Genomic DNA, 19,211 nt, shown 5'->3' with positions numbered 1-19,211 from the left:
GGGATAAGGTGGCCGCCTTCGGTGCACCATTTTTACTCTCTAAGGCAGACCACATGTCCCGGACCTTCGAGCTTGAAACCCTCAAGATGCGGCTCAGCGATCCTGAGTTCCGCCCTCTGGACCTGCACCAGCGCATCCAGCGCGCCTTGCGCGGGCTGATCCTCGACGGCGCCCTGGGCCCCGGCGTGAAGCTGCCGGCGACCCGGGCCCTGGCCAAGTCGCTGGCGGTATCGCGCGACACCGTGGAAAACGCCTATGTGCAGTTGCAGCGCGACGGTTTTGTCCTGCGGCGCAAAGGCTCGGGGAGCTATGTCTGCGAAACCATCGGTGCCCAATTGCGTGGCCCGTCCCGCCGGCGCCAGCTCCAGCAGGGGTTGCCGGCCCACAGCCCGGAACCGGGAGCGGGCCTGAGCCGGCGCGGCGCGGCACTGTTGGCGCGGGGTGGGGTCAGCGATCAGCAGGCGGTCACGGCCTTCGCTACCGGTTTGCCGGAAACCCGCAGCTTCCCGCTGGAGGTCTGGGAGCGCCTGCAACGCCAGGCATTGAAGGATTACCGTGCCAGCGTGCTGCTGCATGGCGATCCCCAGGGCGCGCTGCCCCTGCGCAAGGCGATTGCCGCCTACCTCAACCTGGAACGCGGGGCCAAGGTGCAGCCCGAGCAGATCCTGGTGCTGAGCAGCACTCGCCAGGCGCTGTTCCTGTGCGCGCAACTGCTGGTGGACGCCGGCAAGCCGATCCTGATGGAGAACCCAGGCTACTTCGGCGCGCGCAAGGCCTTCGAGGCGGCCGAGGCGCGGATCGTGCCCATTGATGTGGATGGCCAGGGCATCCGCACCGACCTGTTGCGAGCCGACCGCAGCGGCGCCCGCTGTGTCTATGTGACGCCCTCGCACCAGTACCCCACGGGTGCCACCCTGTCCCTGGAGCGCCGCCTGGAGCTGACCCGCTGGGCCGCCGAGCACGACCGATGGATCATCGAGGACGACTACGACAGCGAGTTCCACTACGAGGGCCTGCCCACCGCCTGCGTCCAGGGCCTGGACCCGTTTCGGCGCACCCTGTACATCGGCACCTTCAGCAAGACTCTCTATCCGGGCTTGCGCATGGGCTACATGATCCTGCCCGCCGAACTGGTGGGGGCCTTCAGCAGTGCCCGCAGCATCATGGACGGGCACACGCCGCAGATCCTCCAGCTGACCCTGGCGCGGTTCATGGAGGAGGGGCACTACAACGCCCATGTACGGGCCATGCGCAAGCTCTACGCCGGGCGCCGGCAGGCCATGCTCGAGGCCATAGGCCGGCATTTGCCGGGCATTGCCAGGGCCTTGCCGCCACCCGGCGGGTTGCAGGTCCCGTGTCTTCTGGAGCCCGGCTGGAGCGAGGAGCTGACCCAGCAACGCGCGGCCAGGGCTGGCATCCAGTTGCCGGGGCTCAGCCGGCTTTATGCGGGCGAGCAGAAGCAGCAGGGCTGGCTATTGGGCTATGCGTCCCTGAGCGCCCATGAGATCGAGGCGGCGATGGCGCGTCTGGCCCAGGCCCTGGGAAAGGCCTAGCCAGCGGCCTTTTTCCAGCGCCGGCGGTCAGGGCTTGGCGCGTTCCAGTGCCAGGGCGCTGCGCGGGCCCAGGATCAACAGGTGCACGGTCAGCCCGGCAACCAGCCCCCAGAAGGCACCACCGATCCCCAGCAGAGTGACGTTGGCGGCAGTGGCAAGGAAGGTGATCAGCGCGGTTTCCCGAGTGGCCGTATCGGCCATGGCGTTGGCCAGGCTGCCGCCGATTGCCCCCAGCAATGCCAGGCCGGCCAGGGTGGTGATAAAGGCCTTGGGCAAGACCATGAACAGGGTCGCCAGGGTGACCCCGAAGGTCCCCACCAGGATGTAGAAAACGCCGCAGGCGATACCGGCGATATAGCGTTTGCCCGGGTCCGGGTGGGCATCCTCGCCGGTACAGATCGCCGCGGTGATCGCCGCCACGTTGAATGCGTGAGCGCCGAACGGCGCCATGATCAGCGAGCCCAAACCGGTGACCGTGAGCAGCGGGTTGGCGCTGGTCTGGAAGCCGTCATTGCGCAACACCAGCATGCCCGGCATGTACTGGCCGGTCAGGGTGATGACGAACAGTGGCAGGGCCACGCCGAGCAAGGCCGACACGGAGAACTGTGGCGCAGTGAACAGGGGAGCGGCGAAGCTCAGGTGCACGCTGGCGAAGTCGACCCGCTCCTGGACGATCAGCAACGCCAGGCCGATGAACAGGATGCCCACCACGGCAAAGCGTGAAGTGAAGCGCCGCAGCACCGCATAGGACAGTACCAGCACGATCACCAGCAGTGGATCGGCACTCGCGCCGCCAAAGGCGTTGATCCCGAACTGCAGCAGGATGCCTGCCAGCAAGCCAGCCGCGATGCCCTTGGGAATCAGGCGCACCAGCTTGTCGAAAGCCCCGGACCCGCCCAGGACGATGAACCCCAGGGCGCAAACCAGGTAGGCGCCGATCACCTCGGCATAGGGCGTGAAGGGCATCACCGTGGCCAGGAAGGCCGCCCCGGGGGTAGACCAGGCGGTGATGATCGGCGCCTTGTAGCGCAGGCTCAGCCACATGCCGCTCAGGCCCACGCCCAGGGACACGGCCCAGACCCAGGAGGTGGTCTGGGCGGGTGTCAGCCGGGCCAGTTCAGCGGCCTGGAACACCAGGATGAAGGTCCCGCCATAGTTCACCAGCACTGAGATCAGTGCCGCCACGGTGGGAGAGAAGATATCGGCCGGTCTAAGGCCTGTCGCGGTTCTGTTCATAAGCCACTCTCCGTCAAGGAACAGGCTCCCTGGCCCAAGCGCCGGGAGAGGCCCGATTCTAGGTAACGGATGGACTATCGTTTCGAGCCACATTCTTGTTTGCTGGCAGACCACTTTGGCGGCGCCGACAAAAAAGCCCGGCCTTGGATAAGGCCGGGCTCGGGGGTGTGGCGTGAACCTGTGGGCTTAGCGCAGGGCGGGTTGCGAAGCTTTCTTCGCCCGGCTCAGGAGGTAGAAGCCCCAGATCACCAGGACCCACACCGGGATCGCGTACACCGAGGCACGAATGCCGGGGATCATCCACATCACGCCGACGATCATCACCATGAAGGCCAGGCACAGGTAGTTGCTCAGCGGCGACCAGAAGGCCTTGAACGAAGGCACCACGCCCTGCTCGGCCATGGCCTTGCGAAAGCGCAGGTGGGTCAGGCTGATCAGCGCCCAGTTGATCATCAATGCGGCCACCACCAGGGCGAACAGCAACTCCAGCGCTTCATGGGGCGCCAGGTAGTTGACCAGCACGCAGAGCAGGGTGATCAGCGCGGAAATGCCCAGGGCCAGGATCGGCACGCCCTGCTTGTTGAGCTTCATCAGCGCCTTGGGTGCGTCACCCTGTTCGGCCAGGCCATAGAGCATGCGGCTGTTGCAGTACACGCCGCTGTTGTACACCGACAGCGCCGCAGTCAGGACCACGAAGTTGAGGATCTGCGCTGCGGCATCACTGCCGATCAGCGAGAAGATCTTCACGAACGGGCTGCTGCTGTAGGCGTCGCCGCCAGCGTTGAGGCTCACCAGCAGTTCGTCCCACGGGTACAGCGACAGCAGCACCGCCAGGGCGCCGACGTAGAAGATCAGCACCCGGTAGACCACCTGGTTGATGGCCTTGGGAATGACCTTGCGCGGTTCGGCGGCTTCGGCGGCAGTGATGCCCACCAGTTCCAGGCCGCCGAAGGAGAACATGATGAAGGCCATGGCCATCAGCAGGCCGGTGCCGCCGTTGGGGAAGAAGCCGCCGTGTGACCACAGGTTGCTCACCGAGGCCTGGCTGCCGCCGCTGCCGCTGAACAGCATGTAGCAGCCGAGGACGATCATGCCGACGATGGCCACTACCTTGATAATGGCGAACCAGAACTCGGCCTCGCCGAAGAACTTCACGTTCATCATGTTGATCAGGTTGACCAGCACGAAGAACACCGCGGCGCTGACCCAGGTGGGGATCTCCGGCCACCAGAACTGCACGTACTTGCCCACCGCAGTGAGCTCGGCCATGCCCACCAGGACATACAGCACCCAGTAGTTCCAGCCCGCGAGAAAGCCGAAATAGCCGCCCCAGTACTTGTGCGCGAAGTGGCTGAAGGAACCGGCCACCGGCTCCTCGACAATCATTTCCCCCAGTTGGCGCATGATCAGGAAGGCAATGAACCCGGCAATCGCGTAGCCCAGGATCATCGAAGGTCCGGCGGATTTGAGAACCCCGGCCGAGCCGAGGAACAGTCCGGTGCCGATCGCCCCGCCCAGGGCGATCAGCTGAATATGGCGGTTCTTCAAGCCACGCTTGAGTTCACCCTGCTTCAAGGTTTGATCCACTAATGTGCGCTCTCTTCTAGTTGTTATCAGGATCGATCGGGGTCGATCACGGCGAATGCTGACGGGATCAGATATTACTCTCGGTGAACCGCTCGTAATACAGCTGAACGCGGTTAAGTTGCTGTTCTTGCAGCCAGATCCGGATCGAGTCGACCATTGGCGGCGGCCCGCACACATACATGTCGGTGTCCTGGTCCCGCAGTTCGCTGCTGTCGAAGTGTTCGCTGATGTAGCCGCGCTTGCCCGGCCAATCCGGGTCGGCGTCGCTGATCACCGGGGTGAAGCGAAAGTCCGCCAGGCGTTCGCCATGGGCCTGGATCCGCTCCAGCTCGCACAGGTCGCGGCTGTGGCGCACGCCGTAGTACAGGTGCACCGGCTGCTGGCAGCCCTGCTCGACGATCTGTTCGAGCATCGCCAGCAGGGCCGAGAGCCCGGTGCCACCGGCCACCAGGATCAGCGGACGGCTGATCTGGCGCAGGTAGAAGGCCCCCAGCGGCGCCTCCAGCTGGAGGGTGTCGCCCACCAGGCAGCGCTCGCGGATGTAATTGCTCATCACCCCGTCGGGCAGCAGGCGGATCAGGAACTGCAACTGGTTGTCCGCCGCCGGCCGGTTGGCGAAGGAGTAGGCCCGGCTAGTGCCGGTACCGGGGATGCTCAGGCGGGCGTACTGGCCCGGGAGGAAATCCAGTGGCGCCTGATGGCCGCCCAGGTCCAGGTGGAGGATGGCGGTGCTTTCGGACACCTGGCGCACGTCGATCACCGAGCCCTGCAACTGCACCGGGTCGGCGCTGTGGCACAGGCTGGAGTCGAAATCGAAATAGAACGCTGCGTCGGACTGCACCCGGGTCTGGCAGGTGAGCATCTTGCGCTGTTCCAGGTCCTGGGCGCTGAGGGCTTCTTCGTCCACATAGTCCTGGCTGTACTGGCCGGACTCGCAACGGCCCTGGCAGGTGCCGCACACCCCTTCGCGGCAGTCCAGGGGGATCTTGATGCCGTTGCGCAGGGCGGCGTCGAGCAGGATTTCATTGGCCTTGACCGGGAAGAACAGGGTCTTGCCGTCGGCAAAGCTGAACGCGACCTTGTGCGTCATGGGAGAACTTCCGTGGGTCAGAGGTGATAGAAATCGAGCACCGAGTTGATCGTGTCGTTGAGCAGCAGCACGTGCTTGCGCTGGATCAGCCAACTGTCGCCCTGGGGCTTGAGGTCGTAGGTGGCGTGGCCGTAGAACTCCTCGGCGGTGGCCAGGCGATAGAACAGCGTGTGCCAGTTCAGGCGTACCCGCAGCAGGCCGTTGTCGCCCTCGGCAATGCGCAGGTTGCTGACCATGTGCAGGGTGCGCGGCATAGGGATGGTCGAGGCCGCCTTGCCGGTGCGCAGGCGGAATACCCGGTCCTCCAGTCCCGAACGGTTGGCGTAGTAGATCAGCGACATCTCGCGTTTCGGGTCCCGGGTGTAGACGTGTTCCGAGTCCCACTGGGGCAGGTGGAACTCGCTGTCCACGGCAAACAGTTGCAGGTAGGCGTCCCAGTCCTGGGCATCGCAAAGCTCGGACTTGCGGTAGAAGAATTGCTCGATCTGGTACTGCAATTGCGCATTCATGATCACACCTCACGCAGTTTCAGGGGCCGGCGCTGCAGGCCGTCGAGGAGGAATTTCTGCCAGTTGCGGTGCTGGTTGACGTACAGCCCCTCATGGGTGATCTCGGTGCCGGTCATGGCCGGCTGGATACCCAGGTTCTCGCTGTTGGCGGTGGGCCCGCTGACCCAATGCTGGCGCCCGCGGGAGATGTCGCTCCAGCGCTCCAGGCGCCCCTGGAAACCGCGCTGGGCCTCGCGAAATTCCACCAGGTCGTCCGGCGTGCCCATGCCCGAGACGTTGAAGAAATCCTCGAACTGGCGGATGCGGTTTTCCCGGTCGGCGTCGCTCTCGCCCTTGACCCCGATGCACTGGCTGATGATCTCGGTCTTGTTCCAGGCGATGGGGCGGATGATCCGCAACTGGGAACTGATCTGGTCGAGGAAGAACAGGCTGGGGTAGATGTTCAGGTTGCGCAGGCGGTGCATCATCCACTCGGCCTTGGCCTGGCCGTGCTCGGCCACCAGGCGCGGCATGATGCTGGCGTAGCCGGAGCGCACCGCCGGGTTGGGCATTTCGCTGAACAGCACGCTGTGGCCGTTCTCGAAGGCGAACCAGCCATCGTCGGTGCTGGCGTCGCCGGCGCCGAGCTTGCTGTAGTCCAGGGTGGCGCTGCTGCCGGCGCCGCTGTCGGCGTTGACCTGCTGGCGGTGCTGCACCGTGGCCACGTAGTTGTAGTGCACGGTGCTGACGTGATAACCGTCCAGGCCGTTCTCGTTCTGCAGCTTCCAGTTGCCGTCGTAGGTGTAGGCGGACTTGCCCGGCAGCACCTCCAGCTCACCGTCGGGGGACTGGGCGACCATCATGTCGAAGAAGATCCTGGCGTCGCCGAGGAAGTCTTCCAGGGAATTGTCGGCGGCCACGTCCAGGCTGATGAAGACGAAGCCCTTGTAGCTCTCGATGCGGGCCTTCTTCAGGCCGCGGGTGGCCTTGTCGAAGCCCTCGTCGTATTCCCCTGGCGCCTTGACCTTCACCAGGCGCCCGTCGCTCTTGTAGCACCAGGCATGGAAGGGGCAGGTGAAGGTGGACTGGTTGCCCTTGCCAACCCGGGTCAGGGTGGTGCCGCGGTGCTGGCAGGCGTTGACCAGGGCATTGAGCCGGCCCTCGCCGTCGCGGGTGATGATCATCGGCTGGCGCCCGGCGCGCATCGTGATGAAGTCGTGGTTGTTGGGCAGCTCGCTTTCGTGACAGGCGTAGATCCAGTTCTTCTCGAAGATCAGCTCCATCTCCAGGTCGAACAGCTCGGGTTCGGTGAACATGTCCCGGGCGATACGGAACACCCCGTCCGCGGGACGAAAGTCCAGGCAGCTGCCGATGAAGTCTTGCCACTGCTCGACGTTTCTTGCACCACTCATGAGTCGGTACCTTTTTATTCAGGCCAATCGGGTGCAGTCATTAGAGAGAGGGGAGGGGGCCTGCGGCTATCCGCTTAGTCGGCCAAGGTCATCCACAAAATTGCCCGTTCCCGGCAAGGCATGGAGCAGCAGGCCCCTGGGTAGCATCTACCCAGCATCGTGCAGGCAAGCGATGGATAGCTGCCTGTTGGTGCGCTGATCGGCTACTGTGAGCGCAGCCAATGAGAGTGATGGGGCCCGGTTATCCACTTAGTCGACGATTGCTATCCACTGGGTTGGCAGCGCCGTCGGCTGGCGCAAAACTTGCCCTGTCATACAAGACGCGCCGTCAGAGCGCGCTGAATAAAAATTGCCGTGGGTGCGCCGTGATGAATAGCAAGGCTGATGGGCAGTTTCGCGAGATTCGTATCGATCGCTTTGACCTTGAAGGGGCCAGGAACTGGATGGCGGGAATCTGTGGGCCTCACCGCCTGGAAACCGCCAACCCCGAACGCATTCGTTTCCACCACAGTGCCAACGTGCTCAGGTCCCGTTCCACGACCCTGGGCATCATCGAGTACGGCACCGATGTGGTGGTGGATATCCAGGACACCGAGCGCTTCAGCAGCTACAGCCTGAGCCTGCCGCTGTGCGGCGAGCAGGAACTGAGCAAGGACGGGCGCCTCTTGCGCTCGGACCGCGGCCAGGGGGTGATCATCGCCCCCAACGAAAGCCAGGTGCTGGCCATCTCCGGAGACTGTCGCAAGCTGCAGGTGGTGATTTCCCGGCCGGCCATGAGCGAGGCCCTGGAGGGCCTGTTGCAGCGCCCGGTGCTGGAGCCGCTGCGTTTCGAGCCCGGCATGGATGCGCTGCACGGTGCCGCCGCGGCCTGGTGGCGCATGGCGCAGCATTTCATCGGCGAACTGGCCCAGGGCAACGAGCTCTATGAACAGCTGGCCTTCACCCGGGAAATCGAAAGCTCATTGATCAAGGGCCTGATCCTGGCCCAGCCCAACAACTACTCCAGCGAGTTGCGGGCGATGCTCGGGGTCAAGCTGCCCCACTATCTGGTACGGGCCCGCCAGCACTTGCATGAACATGCCCGCGAGACCGTGCACCTGGAAGACCTGGAGGCCGCCGCCGGCGTCTCGCGCTTCAAGCTGTTCGAGGCCTTTCGCAAGTACTTCGCCCTGTCGCCCATGGCCTACCTCAAGCGCCACCGGCTCAATGGCGTGCGCCAGGAAATTCTCGAGCACGGCTCGGCGCGCAACATCTCGGAGATTGCCCTGGGCTGGGGCTTCACCCACCTGGGGCGGTTCTCCGCCGAGTACCGCAAGCTGTTCGACGAAACCCCGAGCGTCACTGCCCAGCGTCACCCCGCGCGGCGACCGGCCGGGTTCTAGGACGGCTTACTTGCGCTGCACCAGGTCCAGCAGGCTGTTCTGTTCCTTGATCTTCTGCAGGACGATTTCCGAGCGGATGTCGGTCACGCCCGAGGCCCGGTTCAGATGGTTGACGATGAAATCCGAGAAGTGCTTGAGGTTGCGCGCCTGGATGCGCAGCACGTAGTTGCTGGCGCCGGTGATCACGTAGGCGGCCACCACTTCCGGCCACTGCTGGACCTTGCCGATAAAGGTCTCGTGCCAGCCTTCCACGTCCTGGCGCAGGGACACGTGGACGATCGCCTCCAGCTCGATGCCCAGGCGCTCGGCATTGAGCTGGGCGCGATAGCCGCTGATGATCCCCTCCGTTTCCAGCAGGCGCAGGCGGCGCAGGCAGGCCGAGGGCGAGAGGGCGACTTTCTCCGCCAGTTCCTGATTGCTGATACGCCCGTCCTGTTGCAGGAAGTAGAGGATGCGCAGGTCCGTGGAGTCGAGGGTCATGGTTGGCATAAATCCGCGTTTTTTATTGGAGGATTAGAATTTTATTCGAGATTAGTACGACAGCGCGCTGCACTTTGCACGAAAATTCTCCCGGCCTTCGTCCATTATTTCTCAAGTTTTCGGGTTTCCAGGACCCCGTGCCCGGCCCCTTCCGGTGGGCATGACATTGACCAAGACAGGACTGCCAATGATCGATAAAAACCACTGCCTGCGTCTCGATGAACAGGACCCCCTGGCGCCACTGCGCCAACAGTTCAGCCTGCCCGAAGGGGTGATCTACCTCGATGGCAACTCCCTTGGTGCCCGCCCCGTGGCGGCTGCCGAGCGGGCCCGGCAGGTGATCGAGCAAGAGTGGGGCGAGGGCCTGATCCGCAGCTGGAACACGGCCGGCTGGCGTGACCTGTCCCAGCGCCTGGGGGATCGGCTGGCGCCGCTGATCGGTGCGGGTGCTGGTGAGGTGGTCATCACCGATACCACTTCCATCAACCTGTTCAAGGTCCTCAGCGCCGCCCTGCAGGTCCAGGCCGGACGTGCGCCCCAGCGGCGGGTGATCGTCTCCGAAAGCAGCAACTTTCCTACCGACCTGTACATAGTCGAAGGCCTGACGCAGCTGCTGCAGCAGGGGTACTCCCTGCGCCTGGTGGACAGCCCGGAACAACTGCCGGCGGCCATCGGCCAGGACACCGCGGTGGTGCTGCTGACCCACGTCAACTACAAGACCGGCTACATGCACGACATGCAGGCGACCACCGGGTTGATCCACGAGGCGGGCGCCCTGAGCATCTGGGACCTGGCCCACTCGGCCGGCGCGGTGCCGGTGGACCTGGGCCGCAGCGGCGCCGACTACGCCATCGGCTGCACCTACAAGTACCTCAATGGCGGCCCCGGCTCCCAGGCCTTCGCCTGGGTCGCTCCGGCGCTCTGCGACCTGGTTACCCAGCCGCTGTCCGGCTGGTTCGGCCATGCCCGGCAGTTCGACATGGCCACCCGCTACGAGCCTTCCAGCGGCATTGCCCGCTACCTGTGCGGCACCCAGCCGATTACCTCTCTGGCCATGGTCGAATGCGGCCTGGAAGTCTTCGAACGGACCGACATGCAGAGCCTGCGGCGCAAGTCCCTGGCGCTGACCGACCTGTTCATCGAACTGGTGGAGCAGCGCTGCGCCGGTCACGAGCTGAAGCTGGTGACCCCGCGTGAGCATGCCAAGCGTGGCAGCCACGTGAGCTTCGAGCACCCCGAAGGCTACGCGGTGATCCAGGCCCTGATCGCCCGGGGCGTGATCGGCGATTACCGCGAGCCGCGGATCATGCGTTTCGGCTTCACTCCGCTGTACACCCGCTTCAGTGAGGTGTGGGAAGCGGTGCAGATCCTCGGTGAAATCCTCGACCAGAAAACCTGGGCCCAGGCGCAATTCCAGGTGCGCCACAGCGTGACCTGAGACGTGTTTCACCCCCTGGTTGCCGCCCTGTGCGGCGACCAGGCCAGCGGCACAAGGACGGGCCGTCACAACGATTTATACGTGCACACAACAATAAAGAGGCACTCAAAGTGACCACCTCCAACAAGGGTTTCGAAGCGATATCCAATCGCGAGCACGGCCTCAGGCGGCAGTTGACCGCCGGCCAGATGAGCATGATCGCCATCGGCGGGGCCATTGGCACCGGGCTCTTCATGGGCAGCGCCTACGCCATCGGTTATGCCGGCCCCAGCGTGCTGCTGAGCTACGCCATCGGCGCGTTGATCACCCTGATCCTGATGGGCTGCCTGGCGGAAATGACCGTGGCCCATTCCACCTCCGGCTCCTTCGGTGCCTACGCCGAGTTCTACGTCAGCCCGCTGGCCGGCTTCCTGGTGCGCTATGCCTACTGGGCGGCCATCGTGCTGGCGGTGGGTGCCGAAGTCACGGCCATCGCCATGTACATGAAGTACTGGTTCGCCAACGTTCCGGAGTGGGTGTGGATCATCTCCTTCTCCAGCGTGCTGATCGTGCTCAACGGCATCAGCGTGAAGACCTTCGGCAACTTCGAATACTGGTTTTCCACCATCAAGATCGCCGCCATCGTCGGCTTCATCATCCTGGCGGTGTACGTGGTGTTCGGCTCTGGCAACCCCGACTACGGGCTGCACAACTACAGCGCTCACGGCGGCTTCTTTCCCAACGGTTTCGAAGGCATGTGGATTGCCGTGATCGTGTCGATCTTCAGCTACCTGAGCGTGGAGATGATCGCGGTGGCGGCGGGGGAGGCCAAGGACCCGCAACGCGCGGTGAAACAGGCCTTTCGCGCCACTATCGTGCGCCTGGTGGTGTTCTATCTGCTGACCCTGGCGCTGATGCTGGCCATCGTGCCCTGGGCCCAGGCCGGAAAGGCCCAGAGCCCGTTCGTCACGGTGATGCAGACCATCGGTATTCCCGGGGCCACCGGGGTGATGAATTTCGTGATCCTGATCGCCGCGCTATCGGCGATGAACAGCCAGCTCTACATCACCACACGGATGATGTTCAGCCTGTCCCGCGCCGGCTATGCGCCCAAGTCCATGGGGGCCCTGAGCAAGAACGGGATTCCGCTCAATGCCCTGCTGCTGTCCAGCTCCGGCATCGCCCTGGCGACCCTGGTCAACGTGCTGTACCCCGAGAGTTCGTTCACCCTGATGATGGCGATCTCGATGTTCGGCGCGATCTTTACCTGGTTCATGATCTTCCTCACCCACTACTGCTTCCGCCGCTATCACCAGCGCCACGGCGAGCAGCAGTTGTCGTTCCGCATGCGCCTGTTTCCCTACAGCACCCTGCTGGGGCTGGTGCTGATGGGGGCGGTGATGATCACCACCTTCTTCACCGAGGCGTTCAAAATGACCCTGGTGTTCGGGGTGCCGTTCCTGCTGTTGCTGACCCTGGTCTATTACCTGTGCTTTCGTAAGCCGCGGGTGGTCGCCGGCTTGTCGGAGGTCTGAAGCAAGGCCGCCCGGGCGGTCCTAGCGGCTGCCCAGGGGGCATTCCTCTCGCGCCTGTTGCAGGCTGGTCTCGAACAGCTCGAGCCGGCCCTGCAACTGCTGCAAATCCTCGATCTGCTGTTGCAGCTCGCGCTTTTTCTGCGCCAGGGCCGCCTGGGCCCGGTCCCAGGGGAATGCCTGCCCCTGGTGGGTGGCGAACACCTGCTGCAGTTCCTTGAGCTTGAAGCCCAACTGCTGGGCGCACTTGATGAATATCAGTTGCTCGACGCTCTGCGCGTCATACAGGCGGTAGCGACCCTGGCGTGGCGCTTCGGGCAAGAGGCCGATGGCCTCGTAATGACGGATGCTCTTGACCGTGGTTCCGGACAGTTGCGCGGCTTGGCCGATGTACATGAAGGCTCCTTTTCCAGTACCGGGTCGTCGGGCGGTGGACGGCGTTGCGCATTATCCGGCGCTTTCACTGCCTGGCAAGCTGCTCCACTTGCAGCAGCCAGTCGGCCCGGCGTTCCTGGCTGGCGTCCAGCACCGGGCCGAAGGTCAGGGTGCGCAAGGGCTTGATGCCGCAGAAGGCCAGGGTGGTGCGGCGCATCTGCTGCAAGCCGGGCATGCGGTAGAACCAGCGGAAGTACCAGGGCGGTGTATCCATGGTCACCAGCAGGTGGGCGCTGCGGCCCTTTAGCAACTGCTCCGGAAAGGCTTTGCCGGGGCGGTACTTGAAGGCGAAGCCCGGCAGCAGCACGCGATCGAGAAAGCCCTTCATCAGCGCCGGAATGCCGCCCCACCAGATGGGGAAGACCCAGGTCAGGTGCTCGGCCCAGAGGATGTCGGCCTGGGCCTGCTGCAGGTCTTCTTCCAGGGGCTGGATCTGGCGATAACCTTCGCGCAGAACCGGGTCGAAATGCAGGTCTCCGAGCTTGAGCTGGCGCACTTCATGGCCGGCTTCCTGCGCCGCTTTCACGTAGCGCTCGCTCAATGCCGCGCACAGGCTGTGGCGCGAAGGGTGGCCGAGAATCACCAGGATGCGTTTGCTCATTGCCGTGGTCCTTGAGGAATAAACCCCAAGGCTAAAGTCTGCCCCTAAGGGGAGAGTCAAGGCTCCAGCAGCGCACGGCACAAGCCCTGGGCATACAGGGGCAGGGCGTCGAAGTCGCGGGCGCACAGCAGCAAGCGGCGGCGTGCCCAGGCCTCGTTCAAGGGGCGGCTTTGCAGAGCCAGGTGCAGGTTGCGTTGCAGGGCCGCCAGGGGCACCAGGGCCAGCCCGGCGCCGCGGGCCACCATGCGCAGCACGGCGTCGAAGCCTTCGGCGCGGATGCGCAACTGCATGCGCCGGCCCAGGTGCAGGGCCTGTTCCTCCAGGTACACCGCCAGGGCGCTGTGGCTGGCCAGGCCGACATAGTCGTGGGCCAGGCTGTCGCTGAAGCTGGGGGCCGGCAGGCTACTCAAGGGGTGGTCCGGGGGCATCACCAGCACCAGTGGGTCGTCGCGAAAGGCCCGGGTCATCAGGCCCTGGGTGTCCACCGCGTCGGAGACGATCCCCAGGTCCGCCGCGCCCTGGCGCAGGGCGTGGGTGATGCGCTGGCTGGGCAGCTCCTGCAGCTCGATATCGACATGGGGCTGGCTGTGCAGGAAGTCTGCCAGCAGCTCTGGCAGGTACTCGCTGAGTGCGGTGGTGTTGCACAACAGGCGCACCTGGCCCTTGACCCCCCTGGCGTATTCGCCAAGGTCCTGCTGCAGGTGCTCGGCGTACAGCAGCAGCGTTCGTGCATGCTGGGCCAGGGCCTTGCCGGCGGCTGTCGGGCGGATGCCACGACGCCCGCGTTCGAGAAACTCGATGCCCAGCGAGGCCTCCATGGCGCGGATTCGAGCGCTGGCGGCGGCCAGCGACAAGTGGCTGCGAGCGGCACCGGCGGTGATGTTGCCGGCCTCCAGAATGTTCAGGTACAGGCGCAGGTCGATCAGGTCGAAGTGCATGGGGCATCTCTCGGGGAGCGTCATTTTTGTAGGAGCCGGCTTGCCGGCGAAGAGGCCGCGGGTTTTGCGCAAATCTCGAAATCGCTTTCGCTGGCAAGCCAGCTCCTACGGCGGTACGGGCAATAGGTTTTTGTATGTGCCTATTGCCGGGCAAGAGGCTGGCTCAGTATATGGCAGATTTTCAGCAGGGCGAGCAGGGCGCAGGATAGGCCCATGAACAGCTCGCTCGCGTTTTATCAGAATCTCGGAATGGCCCTTTCCCTGTTGGTGATCGGCACTTTTGTGCTGGCCGGCATGGTCAAGGGGGTGATCGGTCTTGGCCTGCCCACCGTTGCCATGGGCCTCTTGGGGTTGGCTATGGCGCCGGCGCAGGCTGCGGCCCTGCTGATCATTCCGGCGACCCTGACCAATCTCTGGCAACTGGCCTTTGGCGGGCATCTGCCGGCCTTGCTCAAGCGCCTGTGGCCGATGCTGCTGGCGATCTTTGCCGGCACCGCCGCCGGCTCCCTGTGGCTGGGAATCGACGCCGGGCATTGGGTGGTGCGGGGCTTGGGGGCGGCGCTACTGCTATATGCCCTGAGCGGCTTGCTGTTGCCGACCCTGCGAGTGTCGGCGGCCCAGGAACGCTGGCTGGGGCCGCTGTGCGGGCTGGTCACCGGGGTCATCACCTCGGCCACCGGAGTGTTCGTGATTCCGGCTGTGCCCTACCTGCAAGCCCTGGGGCTGAACAAGGATCATCTGGTGCAGGCCCTGGGCCTGTCGTTCACCGTCTCGACCCTGGCCCTGGCCGGCGGCCTGCTGTGGCGCGGCGCCCTGGGCGGCGCCGAGCTGGGGGCCTCGCTGCTGACCCTGGCCCCGGCGCTGCTGGGCATGTGGCTGGGGCAGTGGTTGCGCCAGCGCATCAGCGCCCAGCTGTTCAAGCGGGTGTTCTTTGTCGGCATGGGCCTCTTGGGCGGGCACTTGCTGATCAGCGGCTAGACCTTTTGCTCAGCGGCCAGCCGCGGCCGGGCTGAGCATGTCGATGGCGCGGATCTCGAAGTCGCGCTCCAGGTAGTCCATGCGCGCGTCGAGGAACTGCTGCATGTGCGGCAGGCTGGAGTGGCTATCCAGCGCCTCCTGGGAAGCCCAGACCTCGTAGAAAATGAACAGGCTCGGGTCCTGTCGGTCCCGCAGCATGTGGTATTCGATGCAGCCGGCTTCAGCGCGGCTGGCGGCTACATGGCCGAGAAAGAACGCCTCGAAGGCATCAGCCCGTTCCGGGCGGGTCTTGGCGTGAAGGATGAAGGCCTGGGGTGTGGGCATAAGGAGCACTCTTGCTGATGGGGAGGTCGGCAAAAATTCTAAGGCAACAATCCACCATTGATTCGTGCGTTTGAGTCAAATGTATTTTGAACAACCCGGGCTTATTCTCCGGCCCTGGCCTGATTAACCTGCCGCCATCGTTTTCAATCTTTACAGCCCGCCGCCATCGATGCGCAACGGGTTGTTCCCGATGAGGCTGGATCATGAAAAAAGTACTGCTGCTCAATGGCGCCAAGCAATTCGCCCACTCCGATGGCCGCTACAACGCGACCCTGCACGACACGGCCCTGGCGGTGTTCGACCGGGGTGGTGTGGAGGTCAAGGTCACCCATATCGACGAGGGTTATGACATCCAGGAAGAAGTGGCGAAGTTTCTCTGGGCCGACGTGATCGTCTACCAGATGCCCGGCTGGTGGATGGGCGCACCGTGGATCGTCAAGAAATACATCGACGAAGTCTTCACCGAAGGCCACGGCAGCCTCTACGCCAGCGACGGCCGGACCCGCTCCGATGCTTCGCAGAAGTACGGCAGCGGTGGCCTGATCCAGGGCAAGCAGTACATGCTTTCGCTGACCTGGAACGCCCCGCAGCAAGCCTTCGACGATCCCACCGACTTCTTCGAGGCCAAGGGCGTGGACGCGGTCTACTTCCCGTTCCACAAGGCCAACCAGTTCCTGGGCATGAGCGCCCTGCCAACCTTCCTCTGTGTGGACGTGATGAAACGCCCGAACATCGAAGGCGATGTGCAGCGTTACGAGGAACACCTCAAGGCAGTGTTCAATCTGCCGGGCTGAATCCGGCTACTATTGAGTGCCTTGAAATTCAGGGGCGATGTCGCCCCGCTGCCGCCAGAGGACTCATGTGAAAGCCCGATCCGACGAGTTGCAAGTCTTCGTCTGTGTCATCGAGTGCGGCTCGATTTCCGCCGCCGCCGAGCAGTTGGCCCAGACCCCTTCGGCGGTCAGCCGCAGCTTGTCGCGGCTGGAGGCCAAGCTCGACACCACGCTGATCAACCGCACCACTCGGCGCATGGACCTGACCGAGGAAGGGCGCTACTTCTTCGAACAGGCCAAGCTGATCCTCGATCAGATGGACGAGCTCGAAGAGCGCCTGTCGTCGCGCCAGCGCAATCCGTCCGGGCGCTTGCGGATCAACGCTGCGTCGCCCTTCATGCTGCACGCCATCGTTCCCTATGTGGCCGAGTTCCGCAGCCTGTACCCGGATATCCAGCTGGAACTCAACAGCAACGACCTGATCATCGACCTGCTGGAGCAGAGCACCGACATCGCCATTCGCATCGGGGTGCTGGCGGATTCCACCCTGCATGCCCGCTCCCTGGGCTGCAGCCCGCTGCACATCCTCGCCAGCCCTGACTACCTGGCCCGCCACGGTACGCCGCAGAGCGTGGCCGAACTGGCCGGGCACACCCTGCTGGGCTTCACCCAGACCGAGACCCTCAACCACTGGCCGCTGCGCCATGTGCATGGCGACCGCTGGCAGATCCAGCCGGGCATCAGCGCCTCCAGTGGCGAGACCCTGCGCCACCTGGCGCTGGAAGGGCAGGGCATTGCCTGCCTGTCGCACTTCATGACCATCGACGACATCCGCGCCGGGCGCCTGCAACCGGTGCTGGCCTCGTTCAACAGCGGCTATCGCCAGCCGATCAACGCCGTGTACTACCGCAACTCGCAACTGGCCCTGCGCATCCAGTGCTTCCTGGATTTCATCCAGGGCAAGCTGGCCGATTACGCCAACCCCGAGTTCCAGGGCTGAAGGCTCCCCCATTCCCCGCCTATCCCCTGTAGGAGCCGGCTTGCCGGCGAAGGGGCCCCCGGGTTTTGTGCAACTCTCGAAACTGCATTCGCTGGCAAGCCAGCTCCTACGGTTATCCATGGCTGAGGCTTGGGACGTTCGTGCCACGATTGGCGATTGCTCAAACCACCGTCTCGGGCCTATGTTCTTGCCGTTCAATAACAAGAAAAGGAAGGACCTATGCGCATTCTGTTGTTCAAGACCCTGGCCCTGACGGCCGCTATCGCCGCCAGCAGCTCGGCCTTCGCCGTGACCCTGGAAGGCGGCGCGGTGGCCGCGCCCAACCAGTACGGCGCCGATGTCGCGGCGCAGATCCTCAAGAAGGGCGGCAACGCGGTGGATGCCGCGGTGGCCACGGCCTTTGCCCTGGCCGTGACCTACCCCGAGGCCGGCAACATCGGTGGCGGCGGGTTCATGACGATGTACATCGACGGCAAGCCGTACTTCCTCGACTACCGGGAAACCGCGCCCAAGGCCGCGACCCGGAACATGTACCTGAATGAAAAGGGCGAGGTGATCGAGAACCTGAGCCTGGTGGGCGCCCGCGCCGCCGGGGTGCCGGGTACGGTGATGGGCCTGTGGGAGGCGCACCAGAAGTTCGGCAAGCTGCCCTGGAGCGAGCTGATCACCCCGGCCGTGGGTTATGCGAAGAACGGCTTCAAGGTGGCCGACAAGCAGTACCAGTACCGCGAGGATGCGTTGAAGCTGTTCAACGGCACCACCAACTTCGGCGACTACTTCGGCAGCATGAAACCGGGCGAGACCTTCCGCCAGCCGGAGCTGGCCGCGACCCTGGAGCGCATCGCCGACCAGGGCGCCAAGGAGTTCTACAGCGGCAAGACCGCCGACTTGCTGGTGGCGCAGATGCAGGCCGACAAGGGCCTGATCACCAAGCAGGACCTGCAGGACTACAAGGTCCAGTGGCGCCAGCCGCTGCAGGTGACCTTCCGTGGCAACACCCTGTACACCGCGCCGCCGCCCAGCTCTGGCGGGGTGGCCCTGGCGCAGCTGATCAGCATCAAGGAAGAGCGCGCGGCGGACTTCAAGGGTGTGGAGCTCAATTCGGCCAAGTACATTCACCTGCTGGCGGAAATCGAAAAGCGGGTGTTCGCCGACCGCGCCGACTACCTGGGCGACCCGGCGTTTTCCGATGTTCCGGTCAAGCAACTGACCGACCCGGCGTACCTGAAAAAACGCGCCGCCGAGGTCAACCCCAACGCCATCTCGGCTACCGAGAAAGTGCGCCCCGGGCTTGAGCCGCACCAGACCACCCACTTCTCCATTGTCGATGTCCAGGGCAACGCGGTGAGCAACACCTACACCCTGAACTGGGACTATGGCAGCGGCGTGGTGGTCAAGGGCGCGGGCTTTCTGCTCAACGACGAAATGGACGACTTCAGCGCCAAGCCGGGCGTGGCCAATGCCTTCGGCGTAGTGGGCGGCGACGCCAACGCCATCGCCCCGGGCAAGCGCATGCTGTCCTCCATGAGCCCGAGCCTGGTGACCCGCGATGGCAAGGTCACCCTGGTGCTGGGCACCCCCGGAGGTTCGCGGATCTTCACCTCGATCTTCCAGGTGCTGAACAACCTCTACGACTACCACCTGCCCCTGGAAAAGGCCGTGGCCGCGCAGCGCGTGCATCACCAGTTGCTGCCCAAGGACACCATCTACTACGACGCCTATGCGCCGCTCACCGGCAAGGTGGCCGACGAGCTGAAAGCCATGGGCTACACCCTGGAAGACCAGGGCTGGGAGATGGGCGATATCCAGGCGATCCGGGTCAATGGCACCGCGCTTGAAACCGCTTCCGATCCACGTGGCCGCGGTGTCGGCAAGGTCGTCAAATAACCGCTGAACCCCTGTAGGAGCTGGCCGGGCGGCGTTCCGCTTGCCGGCGAAAGGGCCCGCAAGCCTGGCGCCAGGTCGAGCGGCCTCTTCGCTGGCAA

The 19,211-nt window shown here is 64.3% G+C and carries 18 protein-coding genes; 8 read left to right on the top strand and 10 right to left on the bottom strand.

Annotation, left to right across the window (positions count from 1 at the left end):
- Positions 1–53 precede the first annotated feature (53 nt).
- Positions 54–1,553: a MocR-like pyridoxine biosynthesis transcription factor PdxR gene (locus BLS75_RS17035; protein WP_011059118.1), complete on the top strand. Its 1,500-nt coding sequence runs from the start codon at positions 54–56 to the stop codon at positions 1,551–1,553.
- 27 nt (positions 1,554–1,580) lie between these two features.
- Here BLS75_RS17035 and BLS75_RS17030 read toward each other — a convergent pair whose 3' ends face one another.
- From BLS75_RS17030 to antA, 5 genes are all read right to left on the bottom strand, one after another.
- Positions 1,581–2,789 (bottom strand): benzoate/H(+) symporter BenE family transporter, encoded by a 1,209-nt coding sequence (locus BLS75_RS17030; RefSeq protein ID WP_015634051.1) that lies wholly within the window; start codon positions 2,787–2,789, stop codon positions 1,581–1,583.
- Positions 2,790–2,975: 186 nt separating this feature from the next.
- Positions 2,976–4,376, bottom strand: coding sequence for an amino acid permease (locus BLS75_RS17025; RefSeq protein ID WP_011059120.1), 1,401 nt, complete (start codon positions 4,374–4,376; stop codon positions 2,976–2,978).
- Between the two features lie 67 nt (positions 4,377–4,443).
- Positions 4,444–5,466 (bottom strand): anthranilate 1,2-dioxygenase electron transfer component AntC, encoded by a 1,023-nt coding sequence (antC, locus tag BLS75_RS17020; protein ID WP_065364671.1) that lies wholly within the window; start codon positions 5,464–5,466, stop codon positions 4,444–4,446.
- 17 nt (positions 5,467–5,483) lie between these two features.
- Positions 5,484–5,975: an anthranilate 1,2-dioxygenase small subunit gene (gene antB / locus BLS75_RS17015; RefSeq protein ID WP_053156267.1), complete on the bottom strand. Its 492-nt coding sequence runs from the start codon at positions 5,973–5,975 to the stop codon at positions 5,484–5,486.
- A 2-nt stretch (positions 5,976–5,977) separates the two neighbouring features.
- Positions 5,978–7,366 carry an anthranilate 1,2-dioxygenase large subunit gene (antA, locus tag BLS75_RS17010; RefSeq protein ID WP_011059123.1) on the bottom strand — a complete coding sequence of 463 codons (1,389 nt, stop codon included), beginning with the start codon at positions 7,364–7,366 and terminating at the stop codon, positions 5,978–5,980.
- 368 nt (positions 7,367–7,734) lie between these two features.
- Between antA and BLS75_RS17005 the strand changes: the two genes are divergently transcribed.
- Positions 7,735–8,748, top strand: a complete 1,014-nt coding sequence (locus tag BLS75_RS17005; RefSeq protein ID WP_011059124.1) for an AraC family transcriptional regulator — start codon at positions 7,735–7,737, stop codon at positions 8,746–8,748.
- Positions 8,749–8,754: 6 nt separating this feature from the next.
- Here the strand turns inward: BLS75_RS17005 and BLS75_RS17000 are convergent, their stop codons facing one another.
- Complete coding sequence (locus BLS75_RS17000; RefSeq protein ID WP_011059125.1) at positions 8,755–9,228, bottom strand: Lrp/AsnC family transcriptional regulator; 474 nt, start codon at positions 9,226–9,228, stop codon at positions 8,755–8,757.
- Between the two features lie 187 nt (positions 9,229–9,415).
- On the opposite strand from BLS75_RS17000, the gene kynU reads away from it, so the two are divergent.
- Together kynU and BLS75_RS16990 are read left to right on the top strand one after the other, a co-directional pair.
- Positions 9,416–10,666: a kynureninase gene (kynU, locus tag BLS75_RS16995; RefSeq protein ID WP_065364669.1), complete on the top strand. Its 1,251-nt coding sequence runs from the start codon at positions 9,416–9,418 to the stop codon at positions 10,664–10,666.
- Between the two features lie 110 nt (positions 10,667–10,776).
- Positions 10,777–12,180: an amino acid permease gene (locus BLS75_RS16990; RefSeq protein WP_011059127.1), complete on the top strand. Its 1,404-nt coding sequence runs from the start codon at positions 10,777–10,779 to the stop codon at positions 12,178–12,180.
- A gap of 21 nt (positions 12,181–12,201) precedes the next feature.
- On the opposite strand, the gene BLS75_RS16985 is transcribed toward BLS75_RS16990, so the two are convergent.
- The 3 genes from BLS75_RS16985 to BLS75_RS16975 all read right to left on the bottom strand — a co-directional run bounded on the left by BLS75_RS16985 (position 12,202) and on the right by BLS75_RS16975 (position 14,151).
- Positions 12,202–12,573, bottom strand: a complete 372-nt coding sequence (locus tag BLS75_RS16985; protein WP_019095167.1) for a MerR family transcriptional regulator — start codon at positions 12,571–12,573, stop codon at positions 12,202–12,204.
- Positions 12,574–12,637: 64 nt separating this feature from the next.
- Positions 12,638–13,213 (bottom strand): NAD(P)H-dependent oxidoreductase, encoded by a 576-nt coding sequence (locus BLS75_RS16980; protein WP_019095168.1) that lies wholly within the window; start codon positions 13,211–13,213, stop codon positions 12,638–12,640.
- A gap of 56 nt (positions 13,214–13,269) precedes the next feature.
- On the bottom strand, positions 13,270–14,151 hold the full coding sequence (locus BLS75_RS16975) for a LysR family transcriptional regulator (RefSeq protein ID WP_011059130.1): 882 nt from the start codon (positions 14,149–14,151) through the stop codon (positions 13,270–13,272).
- A 213-nt stretch (positions 14,152–14,364) separates the two neighbouring features.
- Here BLS75_RS16975 and BLS75_RS16970 point away from each other — a divergent pair, with 213 nt between their 5' ends.
- Positions 14,365–15,129 carry a sulfite exporter TauE/SafE family protein gene (locus tag BLS75_RS16970; protein ID WP_072451343.1) on the top strand — a complete coding sequence of 255 codons (765 nt, stop codon included), beginning with the start codon at positions 14,365–14,367 and terminating at the stop codon, positions 15,127–15,129.
- 9 nt (positions 15,130–15,138) lie between these two features.
- Here the strand turns inward: BLS75_RS16970 and BLS75_RS16965 are convergent, their stop codons facing one another.
- Positions 15,139–15,453, bottom strand: a complete 315-nt coding sequence (locus BLS75_RS16965; protein WP_011059132.1) for a putative quinol monooxygenase — start codon at positions 15,451–15,453, stop codon at positions 15,139–15,141.
- A gap of 203 nt (positions 15,454–15,656) precedes the next feature.
- Between BLS75_RS16965 and BLS75_RS16960 the strand changes: the two genes are divergently transcribed.
- The 3 genes from BLS75_RS16960 to ggt all read left to right on the top strand — a co-directional run bounded on the left by BLS75_RS16960 (position 15,657) and on the right by ggt (position 19,113).
- Positions 15,657–16,247 (top strand): NADPH:quinone oxidoreductase MdaB, encoded by a 591-nt coding sequence (locus BLS75_RS16960; protein ID WP_072451342.1) that lies wholly within the window; start codon positions 15,657–15,659, stop codon positions 16,245–16,247.
- Positions 16,248–16,314: 67 nt separating this feature from the next.
- Positions 16,315–17,226 (top strand): LysR family transcriptional regulator, encoded by a 912-nt coding sequence (locus BLS75_RS16955; RefSeq protein ID WP_011059134.1) that lies wholly within the window; start codon positions 16,315–16,317, stop codon positions 17,224–17,226.
- 219 nt (positions 17,227–17,445) lie between these two features.
- Complete coding sequence (ggt, locus tag BLS75_RS16950) at positions 17,446–19,113, top strand: gamma-glutamyltransferase (RefSeq protein ID WP_072451341.1); 1,668 nt, start codon at positions 17,446–17,448, stop codon at positions 19,111–19,113.
- Positions 19,114–19,211: the final 98 nt, after the last annotated feature.

It is taken from the genome of Pseudomonas sp. NFPP12 (assembly GCF_900103205.1).
GTDB classification, from domain to species: domain Bacteria; phylum Pseudomonadota; class Gammaproteobacteria; order Pseudomonadales; family Pseudomonadaceae; genus Aquipseudomonas; species Aquipseudomonas protegens.
This window is presented reverse-complemented; position numbering and strand designations above follow the sequence as displayed.